Annotated in this window: 20 protein-coding genes; 2 read left to right on the top strand and 18 right to left on the bottom strand. The window is 49.2% G+C overall.

Annotation, left to right across the window (positions count from 1 at the left end; genetic code table 11):
• Positions 1–78 precede the first annotated feature (78 nt).
• The 14 genes from gloA to sbcB all read right to left on the bottom strand — a co-directional run bounded on the left by gloA (position 79) and on the right by sbcB (position 16,486).
• Entirely contained in the window at positions 79–462 is a 384-nt protein-coding gene (gloA, locus tag B4E62_RS20855) for a lactoylglutathione lyase (protein WP_310073397.1), read from the bottom strand.
• Between the two features lie 33 nt (positions 463–495).
• Positions 496–2,220 (bottom strand): hypothetical protein, encoded by a 1,725-nt coding sequence (locus B4E62_RS20850; RefSeq protein ID WP_310073396.1) that lies wholly within the window; start codon positions 2,218–2,220, stop codon positions 496–498.
• Between the two features lie 158 nt (positions 2,221–2,378).
• Positions 2,379–3,245, bottom strand: a complete 867-nt coding sequence (locus B4E62_RS20845; RefSeq protein ID WP_310073394.1) for a sulfite exporter TauE/SafE family protein — start codon at positions 3,243–3,245, stop codon at positions 2,379–2,381.
• Positions 3,242–3,445: a cbb3-type cytochrome oxidase assembly protein CcoS gene (ccoS, locus tag B4E62_RS20840; protein ID WP_331353409.1), complete on the bottom strand. Its 204-nt coding sequence runs from the start codon at positions 3,443–3,445 to the stop codon at positions 3,242–3,244. Before ccoS ends, B4E62_RS20845 begins: the two co-directional genes overlap by 4 nt.
• A 21-nt stretch (positions 3,446–3,466) precedes the next feature.
• Positions 3,467–5,893: a heavy metal translocating P-type ATPase gene (locus B4E62_RS20835; protein ID WP_331353408.1), complete on the bottom strand. Its 2,427-nt coding sequence runs from the start codon at positions 5,891–5,893 to the stop codon at positions 3,467–3,469.
• A gap of 11 nt (positions 5,894–5,904) precedes the next feature.
• The gene (locus B4E62_RS20830; RefSeq protein WP_331353407.1) at positions 5,905–6,474 is read right to left on the bottom strand and encodes a FixH family protein; all 570 of its coding nucleotides are present in this window, start codon (positions 6,472–6,474) and stop codon (positions 5,905–5,907) included.
• Positions 6,475–6,497: 23 nt separating this feature from the next.
• Complete coding sequence (gene ccoG / locus B4E62_RS20825; protein ID WP_310073388.1) at positions 6,498–7,904, bottom strand: cytochrome c oxidase accessory protein CcoG; 1,407 nt, start codon at positions 7,902–7,904, stop codon at positions 6,498–6,500.
• A gap of 103 nt (positions 7,905–8,007) precedes the next feature.
• Entirely contained in the window at positions 8,008–8,925 is a 918-nt protein-coding gene (ccoP, locus tag B4E62_RS20820; RefSeq protein ID WP_310073385.1) for a cytochrome-c oxidase, cbb3-type subunit III, read from the bottom strand.
• Positions 8,926–8,949: 24 nt separating this feature from the next.
• Positions 8,950–9,117 carry a cbb3-type cytochrome c oxidase subunit 3 gene (locus B4E62_RS20815; protein ID WP_310073383.1) on the bottom strand — a complete coding sequence of 56 codons (168 nt, stop codon included), beginning with the start codon at positions 9,115–9,117 and terminating at the stop codon, positions 8,950–8,952.
• The gene (gene ccoO / locus B4E62_RS20810) at positions 9,117–9,728 is read right to left on the bottom strand and encodes a cytochrome-c oxidase, cbb3-type subunit II (RefSeq protein WP_310073381.1); all 612 of its coding nucleotides are present in this window, start codon (positions 9,726–9,728) and stop codon (positions 9,117–9,119) included. Before ccoO ends, B4E62_RS20815 begins: the two co-directional genes overlap by 1 nt.
• Before the next feature lie 10 nt (positions 9,729–9,738).
• Positions 9,739–11,193, bottom strand: coding sequence for a cytochrome-c oxidase, cbb3-type subunit I (gene ccoN / locus B4E62_RS20805; protein ID WP_310073379.1), 1,455 nt, complete (start codon positions 11,191–11,193; stop codon positions 9,739–9,741).
• A gap of 318 nt (positions 11,194–11,511) precedes the next feature.
• A complete protein-coding gene (locus tag B4E62_RS20800) occupies positions 11,512–12,729 on the bottom strand; it encodes an argininosuccinate synthase (protein ID WP_310073377.1) in 1,218 nt (405 codons plus the stop codon).
• Positions 12,730–12,962: 233 nt separating this feature from the next.
• Entirely contained in the window at positions 12,963–14,858 is a 1,896-nt protein-coding gene (locus B4E62_RS20795) for a methyl-accepting chemotaxis protein (RefSeq protein ID WP_331353406.1), read from the bottom strand.
• A 149-nt stretch (positions 14,859–15,007) separates the two neighbouring features.
• Positions 15,008–16,486 carry an exodeoxyribonuclease I gene (gene sbcB / locus B4E62_RS20790; protein WP_331353405.1) on the bottom strand — a complete coding sequence of 493 codons (1,479 nt, stop codon included), beginning with the start codon at positions 16,484–16,486 and terminating at the stop codon, positions 15,008–15,010.
• Between the two features lie 152 nt (positions 16,487–16,638).
• Here sbcB and can point away from each other — a divergent pair, with 152 nt between their 5' ends.
• A complete protein-coding gene (gene can, locus B4E62_RS20785; RefSeq protein WP_310073370.1) occupies positions 16,639–17,268 on the top strand; it encodes a carbonate dehydratase in 630 nt (209 codons plus the stop codon).
• Between the two features lie 28 nt (positions 17,269–17,296).
• On the opposite strand, the gene B4E62_RS20780 is transcribed toward can, so the two are convergent.
• Positions 17,297–17,656: a 4a-hydroxytetrahydrobiopterin dehydratase gene (locus B4E62_RS20780; RefSeq protein ID WP_331353404.1), complete on the bottom strand. Its 360-nt coding sequence runs from the start codon at positions 17,654–17,656 to the stop codon at positions 17,297–17,299.
• A 208-nt stretch (positions 17,657–17,864) separates the two neighbouring features.
• On the opposite strand from B4E62_RS20780, the gene B4E62_RS20775 reads away from it, so the two are divergent.
• Positions 17,865–20,156: a PAS domain S-box protein gene (locus B4E62_RS20775; RefSeq protein WP_331353403.1), complete on the top strand. Its 2,292-nt coding sequence runs from the start codon at positions 17,865–17,867 to the stop codon at positions 20,154–20,156.
• Between the two features lie 23 nt (positions 20,157–20,179).
• On the opposite strand, the gene B4E62_RS20770 is transcribed toward B4E62_RS20775, so the two are convergent.
• Genes B4E62_RS20770 through B4E62_RS20760 form a run of 3 tightly spaced genes read right to left on the bottom strand, consistent with a single transcriptional unit; the run spans position 20,180 to position 22,761 of the window.
• Positions 20,180–21,247: a chemotaxis response regulator protein-glutamate methylesterase gene (locus tag B4E62_RS20770; RefSeq protein WP_331353402.1), complete on the bottom strand. Its 1,068-nt coding sequence runs from the start codon at positions 21,245–21,247 to the stop codon at positions 20,180–20,182.
• 54 nt (positions 21,248–21,301) lie between these two features.
• Positions 21,302–21,916: a chemoreceptor glutamine deamidase CheD gene (gene cheD, locus B4E62_RS20765; protein WP_331353401.1), complete on the bottom strand. Its 615-nt coding sequence runs from the start codon at positions 21,914–21,916 to the stop codon at positions 21,302–21,304.
• Positions 21,913–22,761: a CheR family methyltransferase gene (locus B4E62_RS20760; protein ID WP_331353400.1), complete on the bottom strand. Its 849-nt coding sequence runs from the start codon at positions 22,759–22,761 to the stop codon at positions 21,913–21,915. The genes cheD and B4E62_RS20760 overlap by 4 nt, the downstream gene beginning before the upstream one ends.
• Between the last annotated feature and the right edge of the window lie 48 nt (positions 22,762–22,809).

The raw sequence follows: 22,809 nt of genomic DNA, 5'->3' as shown, positions 1-22,809 counted from the left end.
ACTGAGCGAAAAGTCGCTTATCTCTAATGGGGGATTAATACCCCCAAGATAAGCTTAAGCACGAGGGGAAGTGAAGAACTATTTTATACCGAGCAACTCAATTTTGTAGCCATCAGGATCTTCAACAAAGGCAAGGATAGTAGCGCCGTGCATCATAGGGCCTGGCTCTCGCACAATTTTCCCGCCTGCAGCACGAATGTTATCGCAAGTTGCATAAACATCATCGCACCCCAGCGCTATGTGTCCATAGCCCTTGCCTAAATCGTAGTGATCAACACCGTAGTTGTAGGTTAACTCGATGACAGTGTTGCTCGCCTCATCGCCATAGCCGATAAACGCCAACGTAAATTTTCCCTCGGGATAATCGTGCTGACGCAATAATTTCATTCCCAATACCTGGGTATAAAAATCAATGGACTTTTGCAAATTGCCGACACGCAGCATAGTGTGAAGAATACGCATAATAACTTAGTTAAACCTTAAAAATACCCATGACTAAAATCTTGACTGGGCACCTACCGTCAATTGGTATTTGCCCACGCCCGGTTCATTTCTGGCGGAAGTAGGTGTAGCTATATCAATGTGCACCACATTGCCGATGCGCACTTTACTTGAACTCAGACGCAAGCCGAAACCGACATTACTCAACAGCGGGCTATAACCATATTGCTCTACCCCCCAGGCTTTACCCATATCGAAAAACACGACCGCTCCGACACGTAATAGATTAAAAATATGCATGTCAGTAAAATAGCGCCGCTCGACGGTGAACACATAGCGCTCATCGCCACGCTGGTAATCCGTGGGGTAACCGCGCAGGCCAGTGATATCGCCCACAGTTAACTCTTCATACTGCGCCAGGTCTTGTCCCACTTCATAAAGCAAGCCCATATACCAACGTCGTTTTTCATCCTGAAAATAATTGTAAGTCAGATTAATGCCCGCCACGGTGCTATCCATACCGTTGAGTTTTGAGTGATGGCGTCCATCTAACTCAAATGTCGTTTCGAAAATATGTTGGCTATCGAAATCAACGATATTGGTATAGTTGCCGATGTAGCGAACTACGTCATCGGGGTTATCAAATTGGGTACCGGCATATCCCAAACGAAAACTCAAATTCTGGCCGAGTGCGATATCTTCCGGGCGCTGGATTTGATTGACGTTTTTAAATACACCGTAACGATTTTCAAGATACTGATATTCAATCCAGGGATAGACGGCTTTACGCTCACCGGGAATTGACTGCAAAGTATCGTCTGTTGCAAAAAAATTATCTTCCTCATTGGAAATACCCACCAACCAACGCTGTGTATGAGTCGGTGTTACGTCTGTCGCCAAACCAAAATAAATGCGGTTGTGCATGGTTTGGTGGCGGAATTCGTTAATCTGTTCATCCATATGGCGGATGGGTTCTTCAAGCGTTACGTCTTGCGTATAAAACCCGGCAGCCCAAGGTGTTTCCAACGAATAAAAGGGATGGGAAACATCAAAAATGGTATCGCGCCCATCACTTGTGTCGGCGTAATAAATTCGTGTGGCTATTTGTGAATTAAAAATGTGCGGGTTACTAAAATCGTAACTGATTAAATTGCGCTGGGTGTTTTCTTCATAACCAATGGTCAAACTATTGCCAGTGCCAAAAATATTACCGTCGGCAATTGCAAACCCGGATTTAGTACCTTCAGATTCTTTGCTAAGTGATAATTGTGGCTCAAGTGCCCATGCATCCTGCGTTACCACCATTATGTCTACCTGATCGGCACAGACGATGACTGGGACTATGTAAGCGTTAGTAAGATAAGGGCGCTTACGCAAAATACGTTCACTCTCCTGAATTTTTTTAACATTCAGAGCCTCTCCTTCTTCAAACAATAATTGCGCGCGGACAACCTTGGGGCGGGTATTGATATGCAATTTATTCAGGGATAAATACAGCCAGTTATTTTCATCAGGATCATTCTCATCAAACACCGAGAGTGTATTGAATTGAATACTGCGGATGTGTTTGCCTTCAAGACCGTCAAACAATTTGGAATCAATACGAGTGTCTTTGGCATCAGCCACTTTCTCACGCGAGACATAAAAATTTTCGCAGCTGGGATCAGTATCAACAGCCAGTTCAGTTTGGGCATGCGCACCCACTGACAGAACCCCAAAAACAACCGTCAATAAAAAATGTGAAGCGCAGAAGAACCCGATACGCGGGGTTTTGATCATAGTGATATCTCAAACGCTCGCTAGAGAACAGACGATAAAACTGTTGGTAAACACTTGGACAAAAAAGTATCACTTCAGTTTCAAGCTTAGCAGGCGCGCACCTTAGCATGGTGAAATTCGTTCGCCTAGCACAACACTGTTAAGAGTTTTTACCAGTGCTATTCATGCGCTGCATCTGAGGATGTTACGGAATGGTGGTGATGGGTGTCTGTCTGTTCCCGCACAGATTCTGGTTCTGCCGGTTGTTGTAGCGTGGTGGAGTGATGCATATTGGCGTGATTCATTCCAGTGTGATCCATCGCCGAATGGTCCACCCCCTCCTTCATCGATTGATGCTGGTCATGCTGGTGTTGATGGCTGCCGTGGCCACCGCCCCAAATAGTCCACAATCCAAACACAATAACCACCAGCGCAAAGCTCCAGCGGATTTGGCGACGTTGCAACAAGCGCCCCAACTGTTGCGCAACAAAACCAGTAGCCAGTACGGCAGGTAAAGTGCCCAAACCGAACGCGAGCATGATCAGGCCGCCTCCAATTGCATCGCCTTGGGCCATGGCATAAGCCAGCGCGGAATAGACCAACCCGCAGGGCAGCCAGCCCCAGATTCCTCCCAATGCAAGCGCTTTGGAGGTGTTATCAACCGGCATTAATGCTTTCCCCAAAGGCTGCAAATAAGCCCACAGATAGCGGCCGCCGGCTTCCAGATAGGTCAATCCGCGCCACCAGTTGGCAAGGTACAGACCCATGGCGATCAACAGCAAACCAGCCAGCCAACGCAGCCACACTGCCCCACCCGATTCAGTAATCTGCTGCGCAAAGATACCAACTATCGCACCCATCAATGCGTAGCTGAAAACCCGCCCGAGGTTATAGCTGAGCATAATCGTCCAGCGACGCGCCTTGGCATTGGCCGGTATCGCCATGCTCAGCGCGCCCATAATGCCGCCGCACATACCCACGCAATGGGCGCTACTAAAGAGGCCGAGCAGAAATGCGGCAGTAAGGGCAGACCATTCAATTATCATGCTTGAGGATTCTTATCGTCGGACGTGTCTGCAGCAGCCTGGGACTGGGCTTTTTTGGATTTATCCGCATCAAACAAAATGCGATGCGCCTCAGTATCGAGATTGTCGTATTGGCCATTGTTGATCGCCCAAAACAGCACCTTGATTGCCAGACCAATAAAGACCAGTGCACAGGGGACTAGAAAATACAGACTTTCCATTAACAGCTCACGATGTTGAAACTACTTGGTTAAACGCAGTGCGTTAAAAATCACGATTAGCGAGCTGGCGGTCATACCCAGCGCCGCCAGCCAAGGGGGAATCATACCAGCCGCCGCCAGCGGCAAGGCGAGCAAATTGTAAACCAACGAAAAACGCAGGTTTTGGGTGATGATACCTTTGGTACGCCGGGCGATTTCCAGTGCATCTGCTATCACCTCAAGGCGGTCATTTAGCAGCACCGAATCGGCCCGGGTTTGCGCCAAATCGGAGGCCGAAGCCATAGCGACAGAAACGTCCGCACCTGCGAGCACTGGCACATCGTTAATGCCATCACCAATCATCAGTACTTTATCACCGGCCGCCTGGCGCTGGCTCAGATGCGATAATTTGTCGCCCGGTTTTGCACCGGCGACATACTCATCTATACCTAAATGCTGCGCGAGTTGTGCGACGGCGCCGGATTGATCGCCACTCAATAGCTCGACGGCAATGCCGCAGGCTTTAAGCCGCTGGATCAAGGCCGCCGCATCGGGGCGGACTTCATCAACCAGGGCAATCCAAGCGAGAGGTATTTGTTCATTGGCCAACAGCAGCCACGTGTGAAGAGCATCCGGTAATGGAAGTGATGCCTTATCCCTCATAAATTCAGCTGCAAACTCTGCCGTACCCAGACGGTACGTCTCACCTTCAATTCGCCCTTCTACGCCGGCGGCCGTGATTTGCTTGACGTCGTCCGCTTTGTATTTATCTTGCCAAGGACGGAAGGCAGCGGCCAATGGGTGGTTGGACCCCGCTTCAAGCGCAGCAGCCAACCCCAATACGCGCTCCCGTGAAAAATCGACTTCACTGAACAAGCTGACCTGTTCAACCGCAAACCGGCCTTTGGTCAAGGTACCGGTTTTATCGAAAATCACCCGATTGATGCCGTTCAACGCCTCGATCACATGGCCGCGCGCCACCAGAAATCCGCGCTTGCGCAAGTTGGCAGTTGCGGCCGATAAAGCCGCGGGCATCGCCAAGGCCAGAGCGCAGGGACAAGTCACCACTAATACCGAGAGCGTGACCCAAAGCGCCTGCTCGGGGCGATACCAAAGCCAAAAAGCAAACACGGCGCTGCATACCACCAATAAGCGGGCGATAAAAAAACGCGCGATACGGTCGGCCGCCAGTACCTGCTGTGGCTTTTCGTCTGCCGCCTGGGTTGCCAAGCGCTCGATGGCCGAGAGTTGGGTCGCGGCGCCCAGAGCAGTCACTTCTACTTTTAATGGGCTGTGATTATTGAGCGTACCCGCGATCACCAGATCCCCCGGTTTTTTGCTTACAGGGTGGGATTCACCGGTCAACAACGCCTCCACTACAGCGCTTTCACCAGCCAACACACGGCCATCACAAGGAAAGGTTTCACCCGCTTTAACCAGGATCAGGTCGCCCAGCTTGAGGGTTTTGATTGGCATCGACTGCTCAACTTCACAGCCGTTTTCAACGCGCAAACAGCAGGCGGTAAGCGGCATCAACTGCGCGAGATTGCCAAACGCAAGGCGGTTGCGGTGGCGCGCGCGCAGCTCCACATAGCGCCCCACCAACAGGAACAGCGTGAACATGGACACAGATTCAAAATAGACCTCGCCGGTGCCTGAGACTGTCGCCCAGACGCTGGCGCTATAGGCCAAGCCGATCGCCAATGCGACCGGCACATCCATTACCAGATGGCGCATTTGAACGCTGCGCCAGGCGGCTTGGAAAAATGGCCAGGCGGAAAAAAATACCACCGGTGTCGCCACCAACATTGACAGCCAGCGCAAAAAATCCAGCCAGAAATCCGTCGCGCCGGTGTACATCCCTACCGCCACCATCATCGCCTGCATGGTGCCAAAACCCGCAACGCCAATACGAAACAGGGCGATACGGTTTTCTTTTTTGATCAACTGCTGTTGCTGGTCATCGGTAGCAGGGCGCGGCAAATAGCCGATGGCGGCGAGGGATTTGAAAATAGCACTGAGTGGATACTGCGCATCCCACACAACTGCACAACGATGGGTGCTGAGGTTGACAGTAACCGATTGGATGGCCGGATTTTTCTTGAGATGGGTTTCGATCAACCAACTGCAGGCGGCGCAGCTAATTCCCTCCAGTAACAAATTGGCCTGTTTGAGTTTGTCGTCAAAGGGAATCACAAACTCGGCCTGTACTTCGGGCAGGTCGTAGATATCCCAGCGCTGCGACGCCGACAATTCGGGGCGGTCATTGCTCGCGGTGCGAAATTGGTAAAAGTTCTCAAGGCCACCATCAACAATTGCCATAGCCACCGCTTGGCAGCCAGGGCAGCACATAAGCTGTTCTGTATCCTGAATGATGACAGGGTAATAGCTGGCGGGGGGCACCGGCAGGCCGCAGTGATAACAGGCCTGCCCAGTGGTGATACTTGTGGGGGACGCTGGGGTCGCCATCAACTGCTCGATTACTTGACGCGCGGCGCCAGCATGGTTTTTTCGGTGGAGCGAAAGTTGATTTCACCGCTCAAGGTCCACGGCGCTTCTTTGCGCAAGGCGATATCGTTGACGGGGTAAAGCGTTAAGTACCAGGAATAATTCGGCTCGCTCACCAACTCACCACGATATTTGCCTGGTGCGATTGCAACCAGAGTAATAAGCTGGTCTTTCGCCGCTTTGACGGGGTGCCCCATCATCAATAGCAGTTGCTCTGGCATCAAGGTCGAATCAGCAGGCGCATTGGCAATCGTCAACGAAACCTCCCCGCTAGTGCGATCAAAACTGAGGTCGCCACTCAAGCCCAAGGCTTGCGCGCGCTTGTCCTGCTCCAGCGCCTGATTAATCATGCGCCCTTCTTTGTAATAGTTATCGATAATCACGTCATCAGCACCTTTGAGTGCAATAGTCACGGTAACGGAACACATGATGACGATGTAAATTAATGGACTGAATACAAACCAGAACCAAAATTGGCGATACCAAGGCTTACTCGCCTCGTCCGCTACCTCGCTAGTAGGATCTTGCTGTAAAACGCTCATGCAAACACCTGGGAAACAATCGCTTAAGGGCCAATAAAGGTCGTAGTGTTGGTTGCAGTAATTTCCGGGTTTTCCCGCGCTCGCACGCGGAAGCGGATCTCGGACTTTTTACTTTTCAATTCAGACTTTTTAACCGAAACCCGCACCGGAATCGTCAGTACTTCGCCTTCAATGGCGGGAATAGATTTGTAGCCCTGAACATCAAACTGGTAATCACCCTCCACTTCGACATCATAGGTATGGGTCGCGCGATCCATATTGCTGATTTTCAGGGTGTATACGTTCTGGATGCTATCTTCCACCACCCGGTACATCCGCACACCGCGGTCACGTTGCGCTTCCAACCCCACTGGTACACGGGTGGCGATGGAGTAGATAAACATGGAAATCATGATCGTCAACATCAAACCATAACCCAGCAGGCGCGGGCGGAAAACTTTGGTTTTGCCATTCAGGATGGCATCTTCCGTGGTAAAGCTGATTAGACCGCGCGGGTAATCCATCTTATCCATCACGCTATTGCAAGCATCGACGCACAAACCGCAATCGATGCACTCTGCCTGCAAACCATCGCGAATATCGATATCCACCGGGCACACCTGCACACACCAGGAGCAGTCGATACAATCGCCCAAACCTTGTGCTTTGTAATCATCGCCAATCTTGCGCGGCCCCCGTTTTTCACCACGGACACTGTTATAGGAAACAGTTAAGGTATCCTGATCGTACATAACTGCCTGAAAGCGCGCATAAGGACAAATGTACTTACAAAATTGCTCGCGCATAAAACCGGCATTCATATAGGTCGCGACCAAATACAGAAACACCCAAAAAGTGGTTATCAAATCCAAATTAAAGGTGAAAAAACCCACCACTAAATCGCGGACAGGTGTGAAATAACCAACAAAGGTGAGGGATGTGACTAACGAAATCACAATCCAGATAGATTGTGTCGCACCCTTTCGCCAAAGCTTCTCAAATCCCCAAGGCTGGGCATCCAGCTTCATGCGTTTATTTCGGTCACCCTCACACAAATGCTCGGCCCAAATAAACATTTGTGTCCAAACGGTTTGTGGGCAGGTAAACCCACACCAGACGCGCCCAACCAACACAGTTACTGTAAATAGCAAAAAGGCAGCGATCACCAGCAACCACGCGAGATACATCGCATCCTGCGGCCAGAAGGTGAGCCAAAGGATATGGAATTTACGCTCGGGAAGATCAAACAGAATCGCCGGGCGACCATCGATCACTAGCCAAGGCATGATCAGAAAGCCGAGCATCAACGGCAGGCCGGTATAGCGGCGCAAACGCTGGTAGAAGCCAGTGATACGGCGGGTGTAGATTTTGTCATCAGCCTCGTAGAGGTTTACATAGCGGATATTGTTATCCGCAGCTGACTTGTGTTCTGACGAAGGTTTTTCACTCAAAGGAATTACCTCTTATCCTCACTACACCGTCACTGCAGTAGCGGGAAACTAATTGAGCGCGAAAAAAAAGGCAGGCCTGAGCCTGCCTTCCTTGCAGGAAGAATTAGTTGGATTCTTCCAGTGACAGGCTGTAAACGTAGGCAGCCAGCAAATGTATACGGTCTTCTTTAAGTAGCTCTTGCTGTGCTGGCATTACCCCGTTGCGGCCATCACGCAGCGTCTGGCGAATAGTGGCTGGTTCACCACCGTAAAGCCAGATGTTGTCAGTCAGGTTAGGCGCACCAACCAGCTGGTTACCTTTGCCATCAACACCGTGACAAGCAACACAGTTAGTTGTGTAGAGCTTGGCGCCTATTTCGGCTTTTGCGGCATCGTGGTCATTGCCAGAGATTTGCAGTACATACTCGGCGACATCAGCAACACCCTCTTCGCCCAGAATTGAACCCCAGGCAGGCATCGCGGCTTTGCGGCCAAGCACGATAGTTTCATGGATTTTTTCCGGCGTGCCACCATACAGCCAATCTTTGTCGGTCAAATTGGGGAAGCCTGGATTGCCACCACCATCCGCACCATGGCATACAGCGCAGTTGTTGGAGAACAGACGGAAGCCCATTTTGAGCGCATCCGGATTTTTGGCGACTTCCTCAATTGGCATTTTGGAGTAGACGCCATAGGTTTCTGCATAGACTTTTTCCGCTTCCGCTTGATGGCCACGCAATTCGTTAACTGAGGTCCAGGACTTACCCTCTCCATCTTTAAGGCCTTCATAAGCGCCCATACCCGGATAGATAATCAGGTATCCAACAGAGAATACAAACGTCAGGATGAACATCCAGAACCACCAGCGTGGTAACGGATTGTCATATTCCTCAATACCGTCATATTCATGACCGGTGGTTTTTGCTTCCGTGCTTTCTTCCCCTACAACCGCACGCTTGCGGTTGGCAAGGAGAATCCATAACAGCAGCACCAGATTGGTGGTTGTCAGGATAACGATCCAAAGGCTCCAAAAAGTACTCATAGTTAAATCCGCCCTAATCGATGATTACTTGTGATCATCTGTGTGCTTGTCTTGAGGTTCATCAGCAAATGGCAACTTGGCATCTTCTTCAAAGCGCTTTTTGAGCTTGGGCGAAAACGCCCAGAAGCACACACCAAAGAATGCGATGGTCACCAGAACCGTTGAAATTGCGCCGACTGTGCCTGCGTCCATTAGCGCTTCTCTTTGAGCAACACGCCCAAGTTTTGCAGGTAAGCTACCAGCGCATCCATTTCGGTTACGCCTTTAACCGCTCGCTCGGCACCGGCGAAATCTTCTTCGGTGTATGGCACCCCTACTTTCGCCAAAGCGCGCATTTTGTCTGCGGTGTGCTTGCCGTCAAGCTTATTGTCATACAACTGCGGGTAAGCAGGCATAATTGATTCAGGTACCACAATACGCGGGTTAAACAAATGCACTTTGTGCCAATCATCCGAGTAACGGCCGCCTACACGTGCCAAATCTGGACCAGTACGCTTGGAACCCCAGAGGAACGGGTGCTCGTAGACTGATTCGCCCGCTACCGAGTAATGACCATAACGCTCAACTTCTGCACGTAATGGACGCACCATTTGGGTATGGCATACATGGCAACCTTCACGGATGTAAACATCGCGGCCTTCCAGTTGCACTGCATTGAGCGGCTTTAAACCTTCAATTGGAGTAGTGGTTTGTTTAAGGAAGAATTGCGGAACAATTTCTACCAAACCACCAAAACTAATAGCGACAACCATAAACACAGTCATCAAGCCGATATTCTTTTCTACTATTTCATGACCTTTCATGGCATTCCCCTTAAACAGCTGGCGCCTGAGCAGGCTGATGAGCACTTTCGGCCGCTTTTTTGGCCGCGTTTACGGTGCGATAGGTGTTATATGCCATGATCAACATGCCAGTGAGGAAGAAGGCACCGCCGATTGCACGCATCACATAACCACCTTTACTGAATACAACTGTTTCGATGAAGCTGTAAGTCAGTGAACCATCCGGGTTAAAGGCACGCCACATCAAACCTTGGCCAATACCGTTGATCCACATGGCTACTACGTAAAGTACAGTGCCCACAGTTGCCAACCAGAAGTGCAAATTGATCAATTTAACGCTGTACATCTCTTCGCGGTTAAACAGTTTTGGCAGCATGTGGTAAAGCGCACCAATAGAAATCATCGCCACCCAACCCAAAGCGCCTGAATGAACGTGACCCACGGTCCAGTCAGTGTTGTGAGAGAGTGCGTTGACGTTTTTGATTGCCATCATCGGACCTTCAAAGGTAGACATACCATAGAAAGACAGTGCGACAACGAGGAAACGCAAGGTGGGGTCGGTGCGCAATTTATGCCATGCACCTGACAGGGTCATAATACCGTTGATCATACCGCCCCAGCTTGGCGCGAGCAGGATCAGCGACATCACCATACCCAAAGATTGGGTCCAGTCCGGCAATGCGGAATAATGCAGATGGTGCGAACCCGCCCAGATATAAAGGGAGATCAGTGCCCAGAAGTGCACAATTGACAATTGATAAGAGTAAACCGGGCGACCAGCTTGTTTTGGCACAAAGTAGTACATCATCCCGAGGAAGCCTGCAGTCAGAAAGAAGCCTACCGCGTTGTGGCCATACCACCATTGCACCATAGCATCGGCAGCACCGGCATAAGCAGAATAAGATTTGGTCAGGGTAACCGGGATAGCAGCACTGTTAACAATGTGCAGCACGGCAACAGTGACAATAAAACCACCGTAGAACCAGTTAGCTACATAGATGTGCGAAGTACGGCGCTTGACGATAGTACCGAAGAATACAATCGCATAAGAAATCCAAACCAGCGCCAGCAGAATATCGATTGGCCACTCCAGCTCGGCATACTCCTTAGCAGAGGTCATACCCAATGGCAGGGTAATCGCTGCCAGAACAATAACCGCCTGCCAACCCCAGAACGTGAAGGGGACTAACCAGCCACCAAAGAGTGGAGCCTGACAGGTACGCTGAACCACATAATAAGAAGTAGCAAAAAGCGCACAGCCACCAAAGGCAAAAATAACCGCGTTTGTATGCAGCGGACGCAAGCGACCGAAGCTGGTGTAAGGCTGGAGCAGATCATTCAGACCTGGCCAAACCAATTGAGAAGCGATAAGAACGCCAACTCCCATCCCAAATATGCCCCATACAATGGTCATAATGGAGAATTTGCGCACTATATCGAAGTCGTATGCTGGAGGATCTCCAGCCACTGTCGCATGACTACCCATAGGACTTTCCTATTACTTAAAGAAAAATGAAAACTTTTTGTCTCTGTCAGCGCTACTTATCGCCCGGAGCAACACGGCACTATCTTTGTAAAAGGCCAATTTATAGCAAGCCTATAACCCTACTTTAGGTGCGGCATTTTGCCTTATGAGCGGCAATTTGTCTCACCCTTGTCGGTACAGGATTGATATTTATCAAATAATTTATGCGCTTTTACCTGCGAACAGAGCGCTTTTGATCAATAGATCCACAATAGGTCATTAATTGGCAACCCGCATCTGCAAGTGGATGCAGGTGCCACAATGTTTTAATGAACTGTTTTACTTGAGAGAACGACCTTTGTTAGCAGCAATACGCATACGCAGCGCATTCAGTTTAATGAAGCCTTCTGCATCTTTCTGGTTGTATGCACCGGCATCGTCTTCGAAGGTCGCTATTTTTTCGTCAAACAGACTGTCGGGAGAACGACGGCCAACCACACTTACAGAACCTTTATACAGCTTCACACGCACATCGCCATTCACATGCACTTGTGACTGATCAATCATCGCCTGCATCATAAGACGCTCAGGACTCCACCAGTAGCCGTTGTAAATCATGTCCGCATACTTGGGAATCAAGCTGTCCTTCAAGTGGGCAACTTCACGGTCCAAGGTGATAGATTCAATCGCACGGTGCGCACGCATCATGATGGTGCCACCAGGAGTTTCATAGCAGCCGCGAGATTTCATGCCTACGTAGCGATTCTCTACAATATCCAGACGACCAACACCGTTCTCACCGCCTACTTTGTTCAAGTAAGCCAGTACGGTAGCGGGAGACATTGGTTTGCCATCTATAGCAACGATATCGCCTTTTTCGTAAGTCAATTCAAGGTATGTCGCTTTATCCGGAGCTGCTTCAGGAGCAACAGTCCAGCGCCACATATCTTCTTCAGCTTCAGTCCATGGGTTTTCCAGAACTTTGCCTTCGTAAGAGATGTGCAGCAGGTTAGCATCCATAGAGTAAGGTGATTTTTTCTTCTTGGAGTAATCAACAGGAATATTGTGCTTCTCACAATAAGCCATCAGGGTTTCGCGGGAAGTCAGATCCCACTCACGCCATGGGGCGATTACTTTGATACCTGGCTTAAGTGCGTAGGCACCCAGTTCAAAACGAACTTGGTCATTACCTTTACCGGTAGCGCCATGGGAAATTGCATCTGCACCCACTTCGTTGGCGATTTCAATCAAACGCTTGGCGATCAATGGGCGAGCAATAGACGTACCGAGCAGATATTCACCTTCGTAAATAGTGTTAGCGCGGAACATAGGGAATACAAAATCGCGGACAAATTCTTCACGCAGATCGTCGATATAAATTTGCTTAACACCAAGCGCTTCGGCTTTAGCACGCGCTGGCTCTACTTCTTCACCCTGACCTATGTCAGCGGTAAAGGTGATTACTTCACAGTTGTAGTTTTCTTGCAGCCATTTGACGATAACTGAGGTATCGAGGCCACCGGAATAGGCCAACACGACTTTCTTGATAGATGACATGGGAAGCTCCCGCTATAACTCGTTGACAATTCACCGGGCACAAGCCATAGACCAGTACCTACTTGGGCGCGGGATTGTACTCGCAAGCCGGCCAAATTCCCACACTTGCGACGGCTAAATCACTGCTTTTAGCGCTAAATGAAAATAGCTCTCAGCCATTAGCTAACCCCCTACTCCAAAAACAAAAGCAGCCTTATGGGCTGCTTCTGCTGTGCGAATAAATTCAGCAATTTTTACAGGCGGAAGGTAGACACCTTAGCGTTAAGCGCACGCGCCAAATCCTGTAAGCTTTGTGCACGCGCATCACCTTGGTGGGCAACTTCAGCGGAGTTGTCAGCCACTTGTTTAATCGCGTTGATATTATTCAACACCTCTTTCACCACATGGCTTTGCTCTTCTGCTGCAGTGGCAATCTGCACCGCCATGCCACTGATTGCACCTACGGCTACGTTAATTTTATCGAGGGAGTGGGAGGCGTTGTCGGCATTATCAACACTACCAGTGGCCAGGCGACGCCCCTCCTCCATGATCGATACCGCATTTTGCGCAGTCGATTGCAGAGAGCCAATCATAGACTGAATTTCCTCGGTGCTGGCATGGGTACGCTGCGATAGCACCCGCACTTCATCCGCCACCACTGCAAACCCCCTGCCCTGCTCACCGGCACGCGCCGCTTCAATCGCCGCGTTGAGCGCTAGCAAGTTGGTCTGCTCAGCGATGCCTTTGATCGTAGCGAGAATACCGCTGATATTTTGCGCATTCGTATTGAGGGTAGAAATAACACCACCAGCCTGCTCCACCTTCTCAGCCAGCACAACGATCGAGTCGCGGGTTTTATCCACTTGCTGCTTGCCATCGCTCGCGCTGTTGACTGATTCGCGCACCGAATCTGCGGTGTGTTCGGCGTGATGGGCGATTTCCTGGGTCGCGCTGGTCATCTCATTCATGGCCTGCACCACCATGCCGATTTGCTGTTGCTGTACCCCCAACTCACGCACGGATGTCACCGCTGAATCGGCCATAGCACGGGCATTGTCCTGTAGGTCAGTCGCCTGAGTGCGGATATGTTTGACCAGATCATTCATATGCTCGACAAACGAATTAAAATTCGCAGCCAACAACCCAACTTCGTCATTGGAAGTCACCGGCAGGCGACGCGACAAATCACCACCACCGGATGCAATGTCTGACAGCGACTGGGACACATTGTGGAGCGGCAACAAGAGTACGCCGTTAAACCAGTTGAGCACCAATATTGTGACTACCAGCAAAATCAAAATCGCGGCTAACTGCCCCAGCAGCGTGGAATGGACGGGACCGACTAATAGCTCGCGCTCCAACACCATGATCAGGGTCAAATCGGTACCAGGGATGGCGTCGGCAAAAATTTGCATGGTCTTGCCATCCAATTCAATCAGATATAAACCATCTTTTGCACGCAACAATTGTTCAAGTTTGCTACTGGTTAGATCAGCGGAAATATCCAACAGGGATTTATTCAACAGCTTTTGGTCAGCATGGGAAAACACCTTGTCGCCGCGTGCGATAAACATATAACCGTTGCCCGGTAAATCGATATCGCGCAGCTGCTGGACGATTGCATCAATTACCACATCAACGCCGAGAATAGCTTTGATGCTGCCATCGCTATTGATTACCGCACGCCCGAGTGATACCACATTTTTCCCTGTTGCCGATGCGACCGAGGGATTATCGATAAAGGTTTCGCGCGGGTTTTTAACAGCTGCTATATACCAACCCCAGACACGCGGATCATCATTGCCCGGCGCCATCACCAGATTATTAGCGTTGTAGAGTTTGCCGTCGGCAAAGGCCAGGAAACTGTTGTCTACATCAGCCGAAATTTTTACCTGGGTGAGATGCGCGTTGTAGCTTTCTTCCGTCGCACTGGCGGGAAAGCCTTCCAGAGCCTTTCCTTTGAGTGCAAACCAGTCATGGACGTATTTACTGAAGGTCGCGGAAATACCGGCGACCTGACGGTTGATATTGATCTCCATCGCCTTCATGGCAGAGGAATATGAGAGATAGGAAACTGCGCATCCAACGAGCAGGAGCGATACCGCAACTGACGCACTTATTTTCTTGCGTAATGACCAGCGAGCCGACATTGTTTGACCTCCAACATAGTGGTCCACCCCGTGAAAGATGGAAAATATAATTATTAATGGAAAGTAGTTATGCGTACCGGCCAGACCCTTTCCTTATTTATTCATCTGGCCATTGTTGTAGTGATTACTGCTAAACACGCCTCCGTTATTTATACATCTGGTCCAAAAAGGCTCTGTTTTAACTTATCGGCATATACTGCCAATTGCTTTAACAGATCTTGTTGCGATTCAGTTGTGTTCTCATCCGCCACCAGCAGCTGCATGCGTTTATAAAACTCATCCAGGGTTAAGCTGGCTTGCGCCTCTTTGGAGGTTAACCGCCAGCGGCAAAATGCCAGCCAACGCTGTCGCTCCTCATGGCTAAGACTAGTTGGGAAATTGCGTGCGCGGTAGCGAAACAGCATTTCTTTTAAGCGCGGATCACGAAAAGCAAATGGTTCGCGTGACAGTAACTCAGGCGTTGCTTGACGTACCTGCACCATCAACTGTTTGTCCTGCTCATCAAAAAAACCGCTGTAGAGCATTTGTTCCGGGTCGGTTTTTTCCGCAAACTCCTGGCCGCTATAGAGCTGGTAAAGCTTCTGTTGCAGGGATTGCCGCTCGTAGAGACTGAGATTGCGCAAGGTTTGCCAGTGTTGTTCACAGGTCGGTTTATCAATTGCCAATCGCTGCGCTGTCGAGTCATCTAACATCGACGGTGGCAACACCATAGGGGTTTTGTTCAAGTGGATTTCCTTAAGCGCCAGACGCTCAACTCCCTCAGGTAAATCCTCCGTGCGAGTAAATAGACGCAAGCGCAACTCATCAACTGGCAAGGTCAGCAACGCTTGCGGATCAGTGCCCAGGTTAAATGCGATCACCGAATTCTTGTTCGTGGGATGCATCATCAGCGGCAAGACCAGCGCCGCATTGCCATTTTCAACGGGGAAGCGCGACGAGATATGCAGCAGCGGTTTATGACTATCAATATCGATCAGGCTGGCGACAAACCGTTTATCGCGCAGGCGATAAGCGTAGTCGTACAGTTTGGGTTGTTTGGTTTTGATCAGCCTGGCCACGGCGATAGTGGCGTAAACATCCGAGAGCGCATCGTGCGCCGCCTCATGCTTGAGGTTGTTGGCTTTACTCAGCATCTCCAATTTAAAACAGGGGCGGCCATCCTCGTAATTAGGCCACTCAATGCCCTCGGGACGCAGGGCGCGGGTCATGCGCACCATATCGATAATGTCCCAGCGCGAATTGCCGTTGCGCCACTCGCGTTCATAGGGATCATAAAAATTGCGGTAGAGCATATAGCGCGTAACTTCATCGTCAAAACGAATGGAGTTGTAACCCACGCCGCAGGTGCCGGGGCGGGCTAATTCCGCATGGATCGCCGCGATAAATTCGCACTCCGGCAGGCCGCGCTCTTCCGCCACCTGTGGAAGCAGACCAGTGATCAAACAGGCCTCCGGTTTGGGCAATAAATCATGCGCAGGTTTGCAATAGATCATCAGCGGCTCACCGAGGATATTTAATTCCTCATCGGTGCGAATACCGGCAAATTGTGAGGGTTTATCAAGCCCAGGGGTTTCGCCCCAGGTTTCGTAATCATGCCAGTAGAGGGTACTTTGCACAGCGGGCTTCATTGTTTTTATCCCTTCAGATTATCCGGATCAAGCCTAAGAAAAAGCACAATGTAACACTCGACCTTCGCTTTCCCCTATACTGCGGCCTGATTTTTGCGTCGCAAAGCCACACCACAATTTTGAATTTTGTAAGTGTCCACGGGGAGAATGCCATGAGTGATTTAGATAGCCTGTTTGCCGCCAACGTGAAATGGGCAGAAGACATCAGACGTAAGGAGCCTGACTTTTTTTCCAATCTGGCCAAGCAGCAAGCCCCGGAATATTTGTGGATAGGTTGCTCCGATAGCCGTGTACCCGCTAACCAGATTCTCAATCTGGCACCCGGCGAGATCTTCGTGCACCGCAATGTCGCCAACGTCGTTATCCATACCGACTTGAACTGCATGACCGTATTAAATTACGCCGTAGAGTTTTTGAAAGTGAAGCATGTGATGGTTACCGGCCACTATGGTTGCGGCGGTGTCAGGGCAGCGCTGGAAAATCACAAACTGGGGCTGATCGATTACTGGTTGCGCAATATTCGCGATGTGTACTACGCCAACAAAAATGTGCTTGATCGACTGGATGATCAGGATGAGCGCGTGAACCGTCTATGCGAGCTGAACGTAATACAACAGGTGGACAATATTTCACGCAGCAATATTGTACAAAATGCGTGGGCGCGTGGTCAGGAGTTAACTATTCACGGTTGGATTTACGATATTCATGACGGCATCTTGCACAAACTCACCCCGCCGATCGATCGCATCGAACAAATTCCCGAGCAGTATCGACTTTATTAAAAGTCGCCTTCATTAAAATGCGCCGCTGTTAAACACCAGCGGCAAACCTTGCATGAAATAACTGTTCAGTTTTAGCCGCCATAATCACATCATTTTCATGCAAGCCACGAATCTTATGTGTCCACCAGCTCACCTTTACCTTGCCCCACTCGGTTAACAGTGCAGGGTGGTGGCCATATTCCTCCGCCAACGCCCCCACCGCCTGGGTAAACGCCATGGCCTGCACAAAATTGTTAAAACGATAGGTGCGCGTAAGCTGATTAACCCCCGCCACGATTTCCACCGCCCACTCCGGCAACTGTAGCAGCGCCGCTTGCAAATCGACCTCGCTGAGCAGGGGCGAATCAGCGCGGCAAGCGCTACAGTTTTTCTCACTTAAACTACTCATTATTCACCTCGTATCGAACAGTACTTAAATCAAAAAATCGGGTAATAACTTGTAATAGGCCGCAGTCGCAAGAACATCTAAGATGATCAAGATGACACACTAGAAACCAGCACAAGCTGTTCTATACTCACAGCAGCTTATACCAGTTCCATCGCAACCACTCCCGTGCCCTCCTACAACCTACACCAGTTGATTAACGGAATATTCAATGCCCGAGAAGACGCTATTACAGCAACCTATAGACGATGAGGCACTCAGCCAGTTTACGCTGGCTGACGAACAAATGCGCTCGCTCTACCATAGCCTGCCGATATCGCTGCTCTCCTCCATCATCATCGCACTGATCCTCAGCATCTCGCATTGGAAAGTCATTGGCCAGGCAGAAATTATTTTATGGAACCTATTATTGGGCGGCTCTTTGCTGGCGCGACTGATTCTGTGGATATTCTGGCACAACGTGCACCAACTCTACTCCACACTTTTTTGGATGAGCTGCTTCCGTATCGGTGTATGGCTAACCGGAGCGGCTTGGGGCATGGCTGCGATTTTATTGTTCGCACACGATGACACTATTTATCAAGCGCTTCTGGCATTTTCCCTCGCGGGCGTAGCGAGCGGCTCGATGACATCACTGAATGTCGATAAATATTCATCGCTGGGCTTTGTGGTTCTCGCCATCTCCCCGCTCAGTGTGATGATTTTTTTAGAAGATGGCCCAACCGCCATCGCCATGACTGGCATGAGTTTGTTATTTATCTTTTTTGTTATCGCCAGCTCCACACGTGCACGTCACAACATGGAAGATCAACTCAATAAAAACTTTCGCTTATTGCAGCTCACCAACAAATTAAATCACAAACAAAAACTGGAAAAAATTATCAATAACGCCCAATCCATTTACATTAGTGATGGCGACATAAAAACTGCACTCAGTACGCTGCTACACGAGACTCTGCCAATTTGCCACAGCGAGTTAGGTTTTATTGGCCAAGTAAAAAAAGACTCGGAAAAAAAACCTTATATGTGCGCTCTGGTATTTGGCAGCCATAAAAAAGAGGACCGTATATTAGAAAACTTCCGTGCGACCAACCTGCCGGAAAATGGTGAATACCGCAATCTGGACAATATGTTTGGCATGATTATGCGCTCGGACAAACCCATTATCAGCCCCAACCTTGCACGCGACATGCGCGCAGGCACCTTGCCCCAAGGGCACCCGGCCATCGGCAGTTTTATTGGTATTCCTATATTCAGTGGGCGCGAACAAATTGCTATTCTCGGGCTGGCTAATTCGCCCCTTGGTTACACTACCCAAACCGCCGAAGAGCTGGAGCCCATCCTTAAAAGCATCGCGCAATTTGTGCAAACCATGAATCACGAGCAACAACATGCGCATGACAAGGCCGCGTTGGAAGCCAGCACCCAACACACGCAAACAATCCTCAATGATATTGCTGACGGTATCATCACCATATCAAAAGAGGGGATTATCCAAAGTTTTAATCATGCGGCCGAAACTATTTTTGGGTATCGCGCCAAGCAGATTATCGGCAAGAATGTCAGCGAGCTCATGCCGGAGCCGCACAAATCACAGCACAATGACTACCTAAAAAATCATCTGAAAACGGGCAAAAAGAATATTCTCGGCATCGGACGTGAGGTCAGTGGATTACGACGTAATGGCGATGAGTTTCCTATGGATTTAATGGTGTCGCGGGTATTCCAAAATGGGGAGCCGATTTTTATTGGCATAGTGCGCGATATCACTGAAAAAAGACGGGTTGATAGTTTGCGCAGCCAATTTATCAGTGCCGCCAGCAAAGAAATTCTCGGACCTTTAAACGTGATTGCTGAAGCGATTAGCCTGTTACAAACCAATGATCCAGACGCTCTCCCTGAATCATTCCAGCACGCGGTCACCATCGCCAAGAACAACAGTATTAAATTACAAAAACTAATGAATGATTTAATTGAGGTGCAAAACCTTTCCAATGGAGAGGCTGCCTTTAAATTACAGACTCAAATGGTACTACCGCTGCTTGAAGAGACATTAAGACGCAATAAAGTCTATAGCGACATATACCAGTGCAGCATGTCAATAAAAGCCGCTGCGAACGACCTCACTATCCACACTGACAGCTCGCGCTTTTATCAAGCTTTGGCGCAACTACTGCAATACGCTGTAAAATTGACCGATCCCAAAAGTGAGCTTCAGATTCGAGTGAATGAAGAGCGCAGCCGGGTTAAAATCAGCTTTAGCATTGGAGGCAAAACACTCTCCGAAAATATCCGCAAAAATCTAACGCTGTATTTTGGCCGGCATGGCGAGCCAATCAATCAGGAACAGTATGCCGAAGGTGACTTGGGCCTTGCGATTGCAAAAGAAATTATTGAAAAAATGCACGGAAATATTTACATAGAGAAAAAGGATATGGAAAACAAGAATGAGGAATATTATTTTGTCGTGGAGTTCCCGCAGGCATTTAAACAATTCGCATAGCGGGATTGATCCCTAGTGGGATATTACAAACGATTGCCGCTGCCCATAGTGTTAATTTTATCTAACAGCGCTGCCCCCATCCGCTCCAAGGCGACTACCTGATCGACTCCACCTATAATCACCGCCTCTTTCGGCATGCCGTAAACAACACAGCTCGCCTCATCCTGCGCGAAGGTATAACCACCCTGATTGCGAATATCCAACATGCCCTTGGCGCCGTCTTTACCCATACCGGTTAGCAACACCCCCAACACATTTTTACCACCGGCCAACGCCACAGATTCCATCATCACATCCACCGCAGGCCGGTGACGATGCACAGGTTCGGCGTCAGATAGCTTCACGATATAATCCGCTCCCGAGCGCACCACCACCAAATGATGACCACCGGGCGCTAAAAAAGCGTGCCCAGGTAAAATACGCTCGCCGCCTTTTGCTTCCACCACATGCAAGCGCGTCACTTTATTTAAACGTTCAGCATAGGTGCGGGTAAAACCAGCAGGCATGTGCTGGGTCATCACAATTCCAGGTACGGCAGTAGGTAATTGCATCAATAAATCTTTAATCGCCTCTGTGCCACCGGTTGAGGCACCTATTGCAATTATTTTTTCAGTACTTTGCAAGCGCCCTGATATCACAGCTTTTTGGTTTGGTGATATATCCGGTTGGCTTTTCTTAACACTGGCTTTCACCCGCACCGCCGCTGCCGCACGAATTTTTTCTACAATCAACTCGGCGTATTCACGAATACCACTGGTGACACCCAATTTTGGCTTGGGAATAAAATCAACCGCGCCTAACTCCAATGCATGCAAGGTTGCCTCTGCACCGGCTTCAGTCAGGGTTGAAATCATTACCACAGGTGTGGGGCGCGCCTTCATTAACTTTTCCAAAAAAGCCAAACCATCCATGCGCGGCATTTCAATATCCAAGGTAATTACATCAGGTGCAAATTCATTCACCATATCGCGCGCAACATATGCATCGGGCGCTGCACCCACAAGCGTCATATCGGAAGTCTCGCGGATGATCTCCGCCAGGAGGCTGCGCACCAGCGCCGAATCATCCACAACCAACACTTTAATTGTCATGCGCAGTCCAATCACTCAATATTCTGTTTATGAAAAAAGGCCAAAGGTAAAAACTTAATCATCAAATAATTCCACTTCACCGCTCTTAGGCGTGAACTTGACCTTCATCCGGTACTCACTTTCGCGATCAACAATAGTGGTGTTATGTATAGATTTAATTTTTTTCACAAGGACTTTTCCGGTATCTGGGAAAAAATAAACTTTGCGCGGATAATCATCGAGCAAATCCTTTGCGACTATGGGTATTCTCTCGGTTTGCAAATAATCCAAGACAAACTCCACATTGCGCTGACCGACATTATTTACTTTAAGACCAGGCAACACGTTGCCTCCGCCAAATACTTTAGCTTCCATACGCGCTCGCGTTGCGCCCATTTTTAACAAATGATTGACAAGCAACTCCATCGCATAGACGCCATAACGCGCTGACTCAGTCAGCAAGCCGGTTTCATTAGTGCCATCATTTGGCAATAAAAAATGGTTCATCCCGCCAATTCCATTGACCTTGTCACGCAGACATACAGCCACACAGGAGCCCAGAACAGTTACTATCAATTTGTCGCCATTGGTAACGAAATATTCTCCAGGTAATATTTTTACCGCGTGCCGTTCAAAGTGACGGTCATAATAGGTAGTAGGTGCAAGATGAACATTATTATCAAAGTTCATTGGCGCTCACCTGCATGATTATCAATAAGCTTATAGGTTGTCTTAGCAACTAACTTAACCAAATGAGAGGCGTTAGAAAAACTTTCTGAATGGCCAGCAATATATAGACCCTCCGGCTTCAACAGGCGCACCATACGCTCGAGCAGCTGTAACTGGGTTGGCTTATCAAAATAAATCATTACATTGCGGCAGAAGATCACATCAAACCCTGCTCCCAAACGCCAGTCGCGATCCAGCAAATTGATTTGGCGAAAGTCGACCAATTGGCGCAACTTATCGATCACTTTAGCGCTGCCGTTGTTTCGTCCCTTGCCGCGTAAAAAAAAATGCTTTTTTTGTTCAAGGCTCAAGGCATCCAACCGATCCAGAGAATAAATACCTTGAGCAGCAAACTCTAAGACCGAGCTGTCTATATCGGAGGCAATAATTTCTACCGGAGGTGAATAGGAGCCATAGGCTTCTACTAGCGTCATCGCAATCGAATAAGGCTCCTCACCAGTACTGGATGCCGCGCACCAAACGCGCAACTTACCTGCAGCAGCTTTTCGATTGCGAGCATAATCGGCAAGAGTAGAAAAATGATGCGCCTCGCGAAAAAAGGCAGTGAGATTGGTGGTTAGCGCATTGATAAATTCTTGCTGTTCATTTTTATTGTGATCAAGGTAAGCAAGATATTCATCAAAATTATCTAATTGTAAAACCCGTAAGCGCCGCGCCAAGCGGCTGTAGACCAACTGTTTTTTACTGTCCCCCAAATTAATCCCGGCTTTGCGATAGATAATAGCCTTCACCCGGGCAAAGTCGGCATCGGCATAATCAAACTCGCGTTCCGGAATAGTATTCACTAGCGCCATCCACACTGGTAATCATTATTTAACAGCGGTTGCATGCAA

The sequence above is a fragment of the Cellvibrio sp. UBA7671 genome (assembly GCA_002483145.1).
Classification (GTDB): domain Bacteria; phylum Pseudomonadota; class Gammaproteobacteria; order Pseudomonadales; family Cellvibrionaceae; genus Cellvibrio; species Cellvibrio fibrivorans.
The sequence above is the reverse complement of the archived record's forward strand: the minus strand, read 5'-3'. Positions and strand labels throughout refer to the sequence as shown.

Excerpts from the sequence above, each read along its gene's own strand:
- B4E62_RS20850 (WP_310073396.1), bottom strand. The coding sequence starts at position 2,220 with ATGATCAAAACCCCGCGTATCGGGTTCTTCTGCGCTTCACATTTTTTA.
- sbcB (WP_331353405.1), bottom strand. The coding sequence starts at position 16,486 with ATGAAGCCCGCTGTGCAAAGTACCCTCTACTGGCATGATTACGAAACC.
- B4E62_RS20815 (WP_310073383.1), bottom strand. The coding sequence starts at position 9,117 with ATGGACGCAGGCACAGTCGGCGCAATTTCAACGGTTCTGGTGACCATC.
- cheD (WP_331353401.1), bottom strand. The coding sequence starts at position 21,916 with ATGAACTTTGATAATAATGTTCATCTTGCACCTACTACCTATTATGAC.
- B4E62_RS20795 (WP_331353406.1), bottom strand. The coding sequence starts at position 14,858 with ATGTCGGCTCGCTGGTCATTACGCAAGAAAATAAGTGCGTCAGTTGCG.
- ccoN (WP_310073379.1), bottom strand. The coding sequence starts at position 11,193 with ATGGGTAGTCATGCGACAGTGGCTGGAGATCCTCCAGCATACGACTTC.
- B4E62_RS20770 (WP_331353402.1), bottom strand. The coding sequence starts at position 21,247 with ATGACAATTAAAGTGTTGGTTGTGGATGATTCGGCGCTGGTGCGCAGC.
- B4E62_RS20775 (WP_331353403.1), top strand. The coding sequence starts at position 17,865 with ATGCCCGAGAAGACGCTATTACAGCAACCTATAGACGATGAGGCACTC.
- B4E62_RS20780 (WP_331353404.1), bottom strand. The coding sequence starts at position 17,656 with ATGAGTAGTTTAAGTGAGAAAAACTGTAGCGCTTGCCGCGCTGATTCG.
- gloA (WP_310073397.1), bottom strand. The coding sequence starts at position 462 with ATGCGTATTCTTCACACTATGCTGCGTGTCGGCAATTTGCAAAAGTCC.
- B4E62_RS20845 (WP_310073394.1), bottom strand. The coding sequence starts at position 3,245 with ATGATAATTGAATGGTCTGCCCTTACTGCCGCATTTCTGCTCGGCCTC.
- ccoP (WP_310073385.1), bottom strand. The coding sequence starts at position 8,925 with ATGAGTACTTTTTGGAGCCTTTGGATCGTTATCCTGACAACCACCAAT.
- B4E62_RS20830 (WP_331353407.1), bottom strand. The coding sequence starts at position 6,474 with ATGAGCGTTTTACAGCAAGATCCTACTAGCGAGGTAGCGGACGAGGCG.
- B4E62_RS20800 (WP_310073377.1), bottom strand. The coding sequence starts at position 12,729 with ATGTCATCTATCAAGAAAGTCGTGTTGGCCTATTCCGGTGGCCTCGAT.
- ccoS (WP_331353409.1), bottom strand. The coding sequence starts at position 3,445 with ATGGAAAGTCTGTATTTTCTAGTCCCCTGTGCACTGGTCTTTATTGGT.
- B4E62_RS20835 (WP_331353408.1), bottom strand. The coding sequence starts at position 5,893 with ATGGCGACCCCAGCGTCCCCCACAAGTATCACCACTGGGCAGGCCTGT.
- ccoO (WP_310073381.1), bottom strand. The coding sequence starts at position 9,728 with ATGAAAGGTCATGAAATAGTAGAAAAGAATATCGGCTTGATGACTGTG.
- can (WP_310073370.1), top strand. The coding sequence starts at position 16,639 with ATGAGTGATTTAGATAGCCTGTTTGCCGCCAACGTGAAATGGGCAGAA.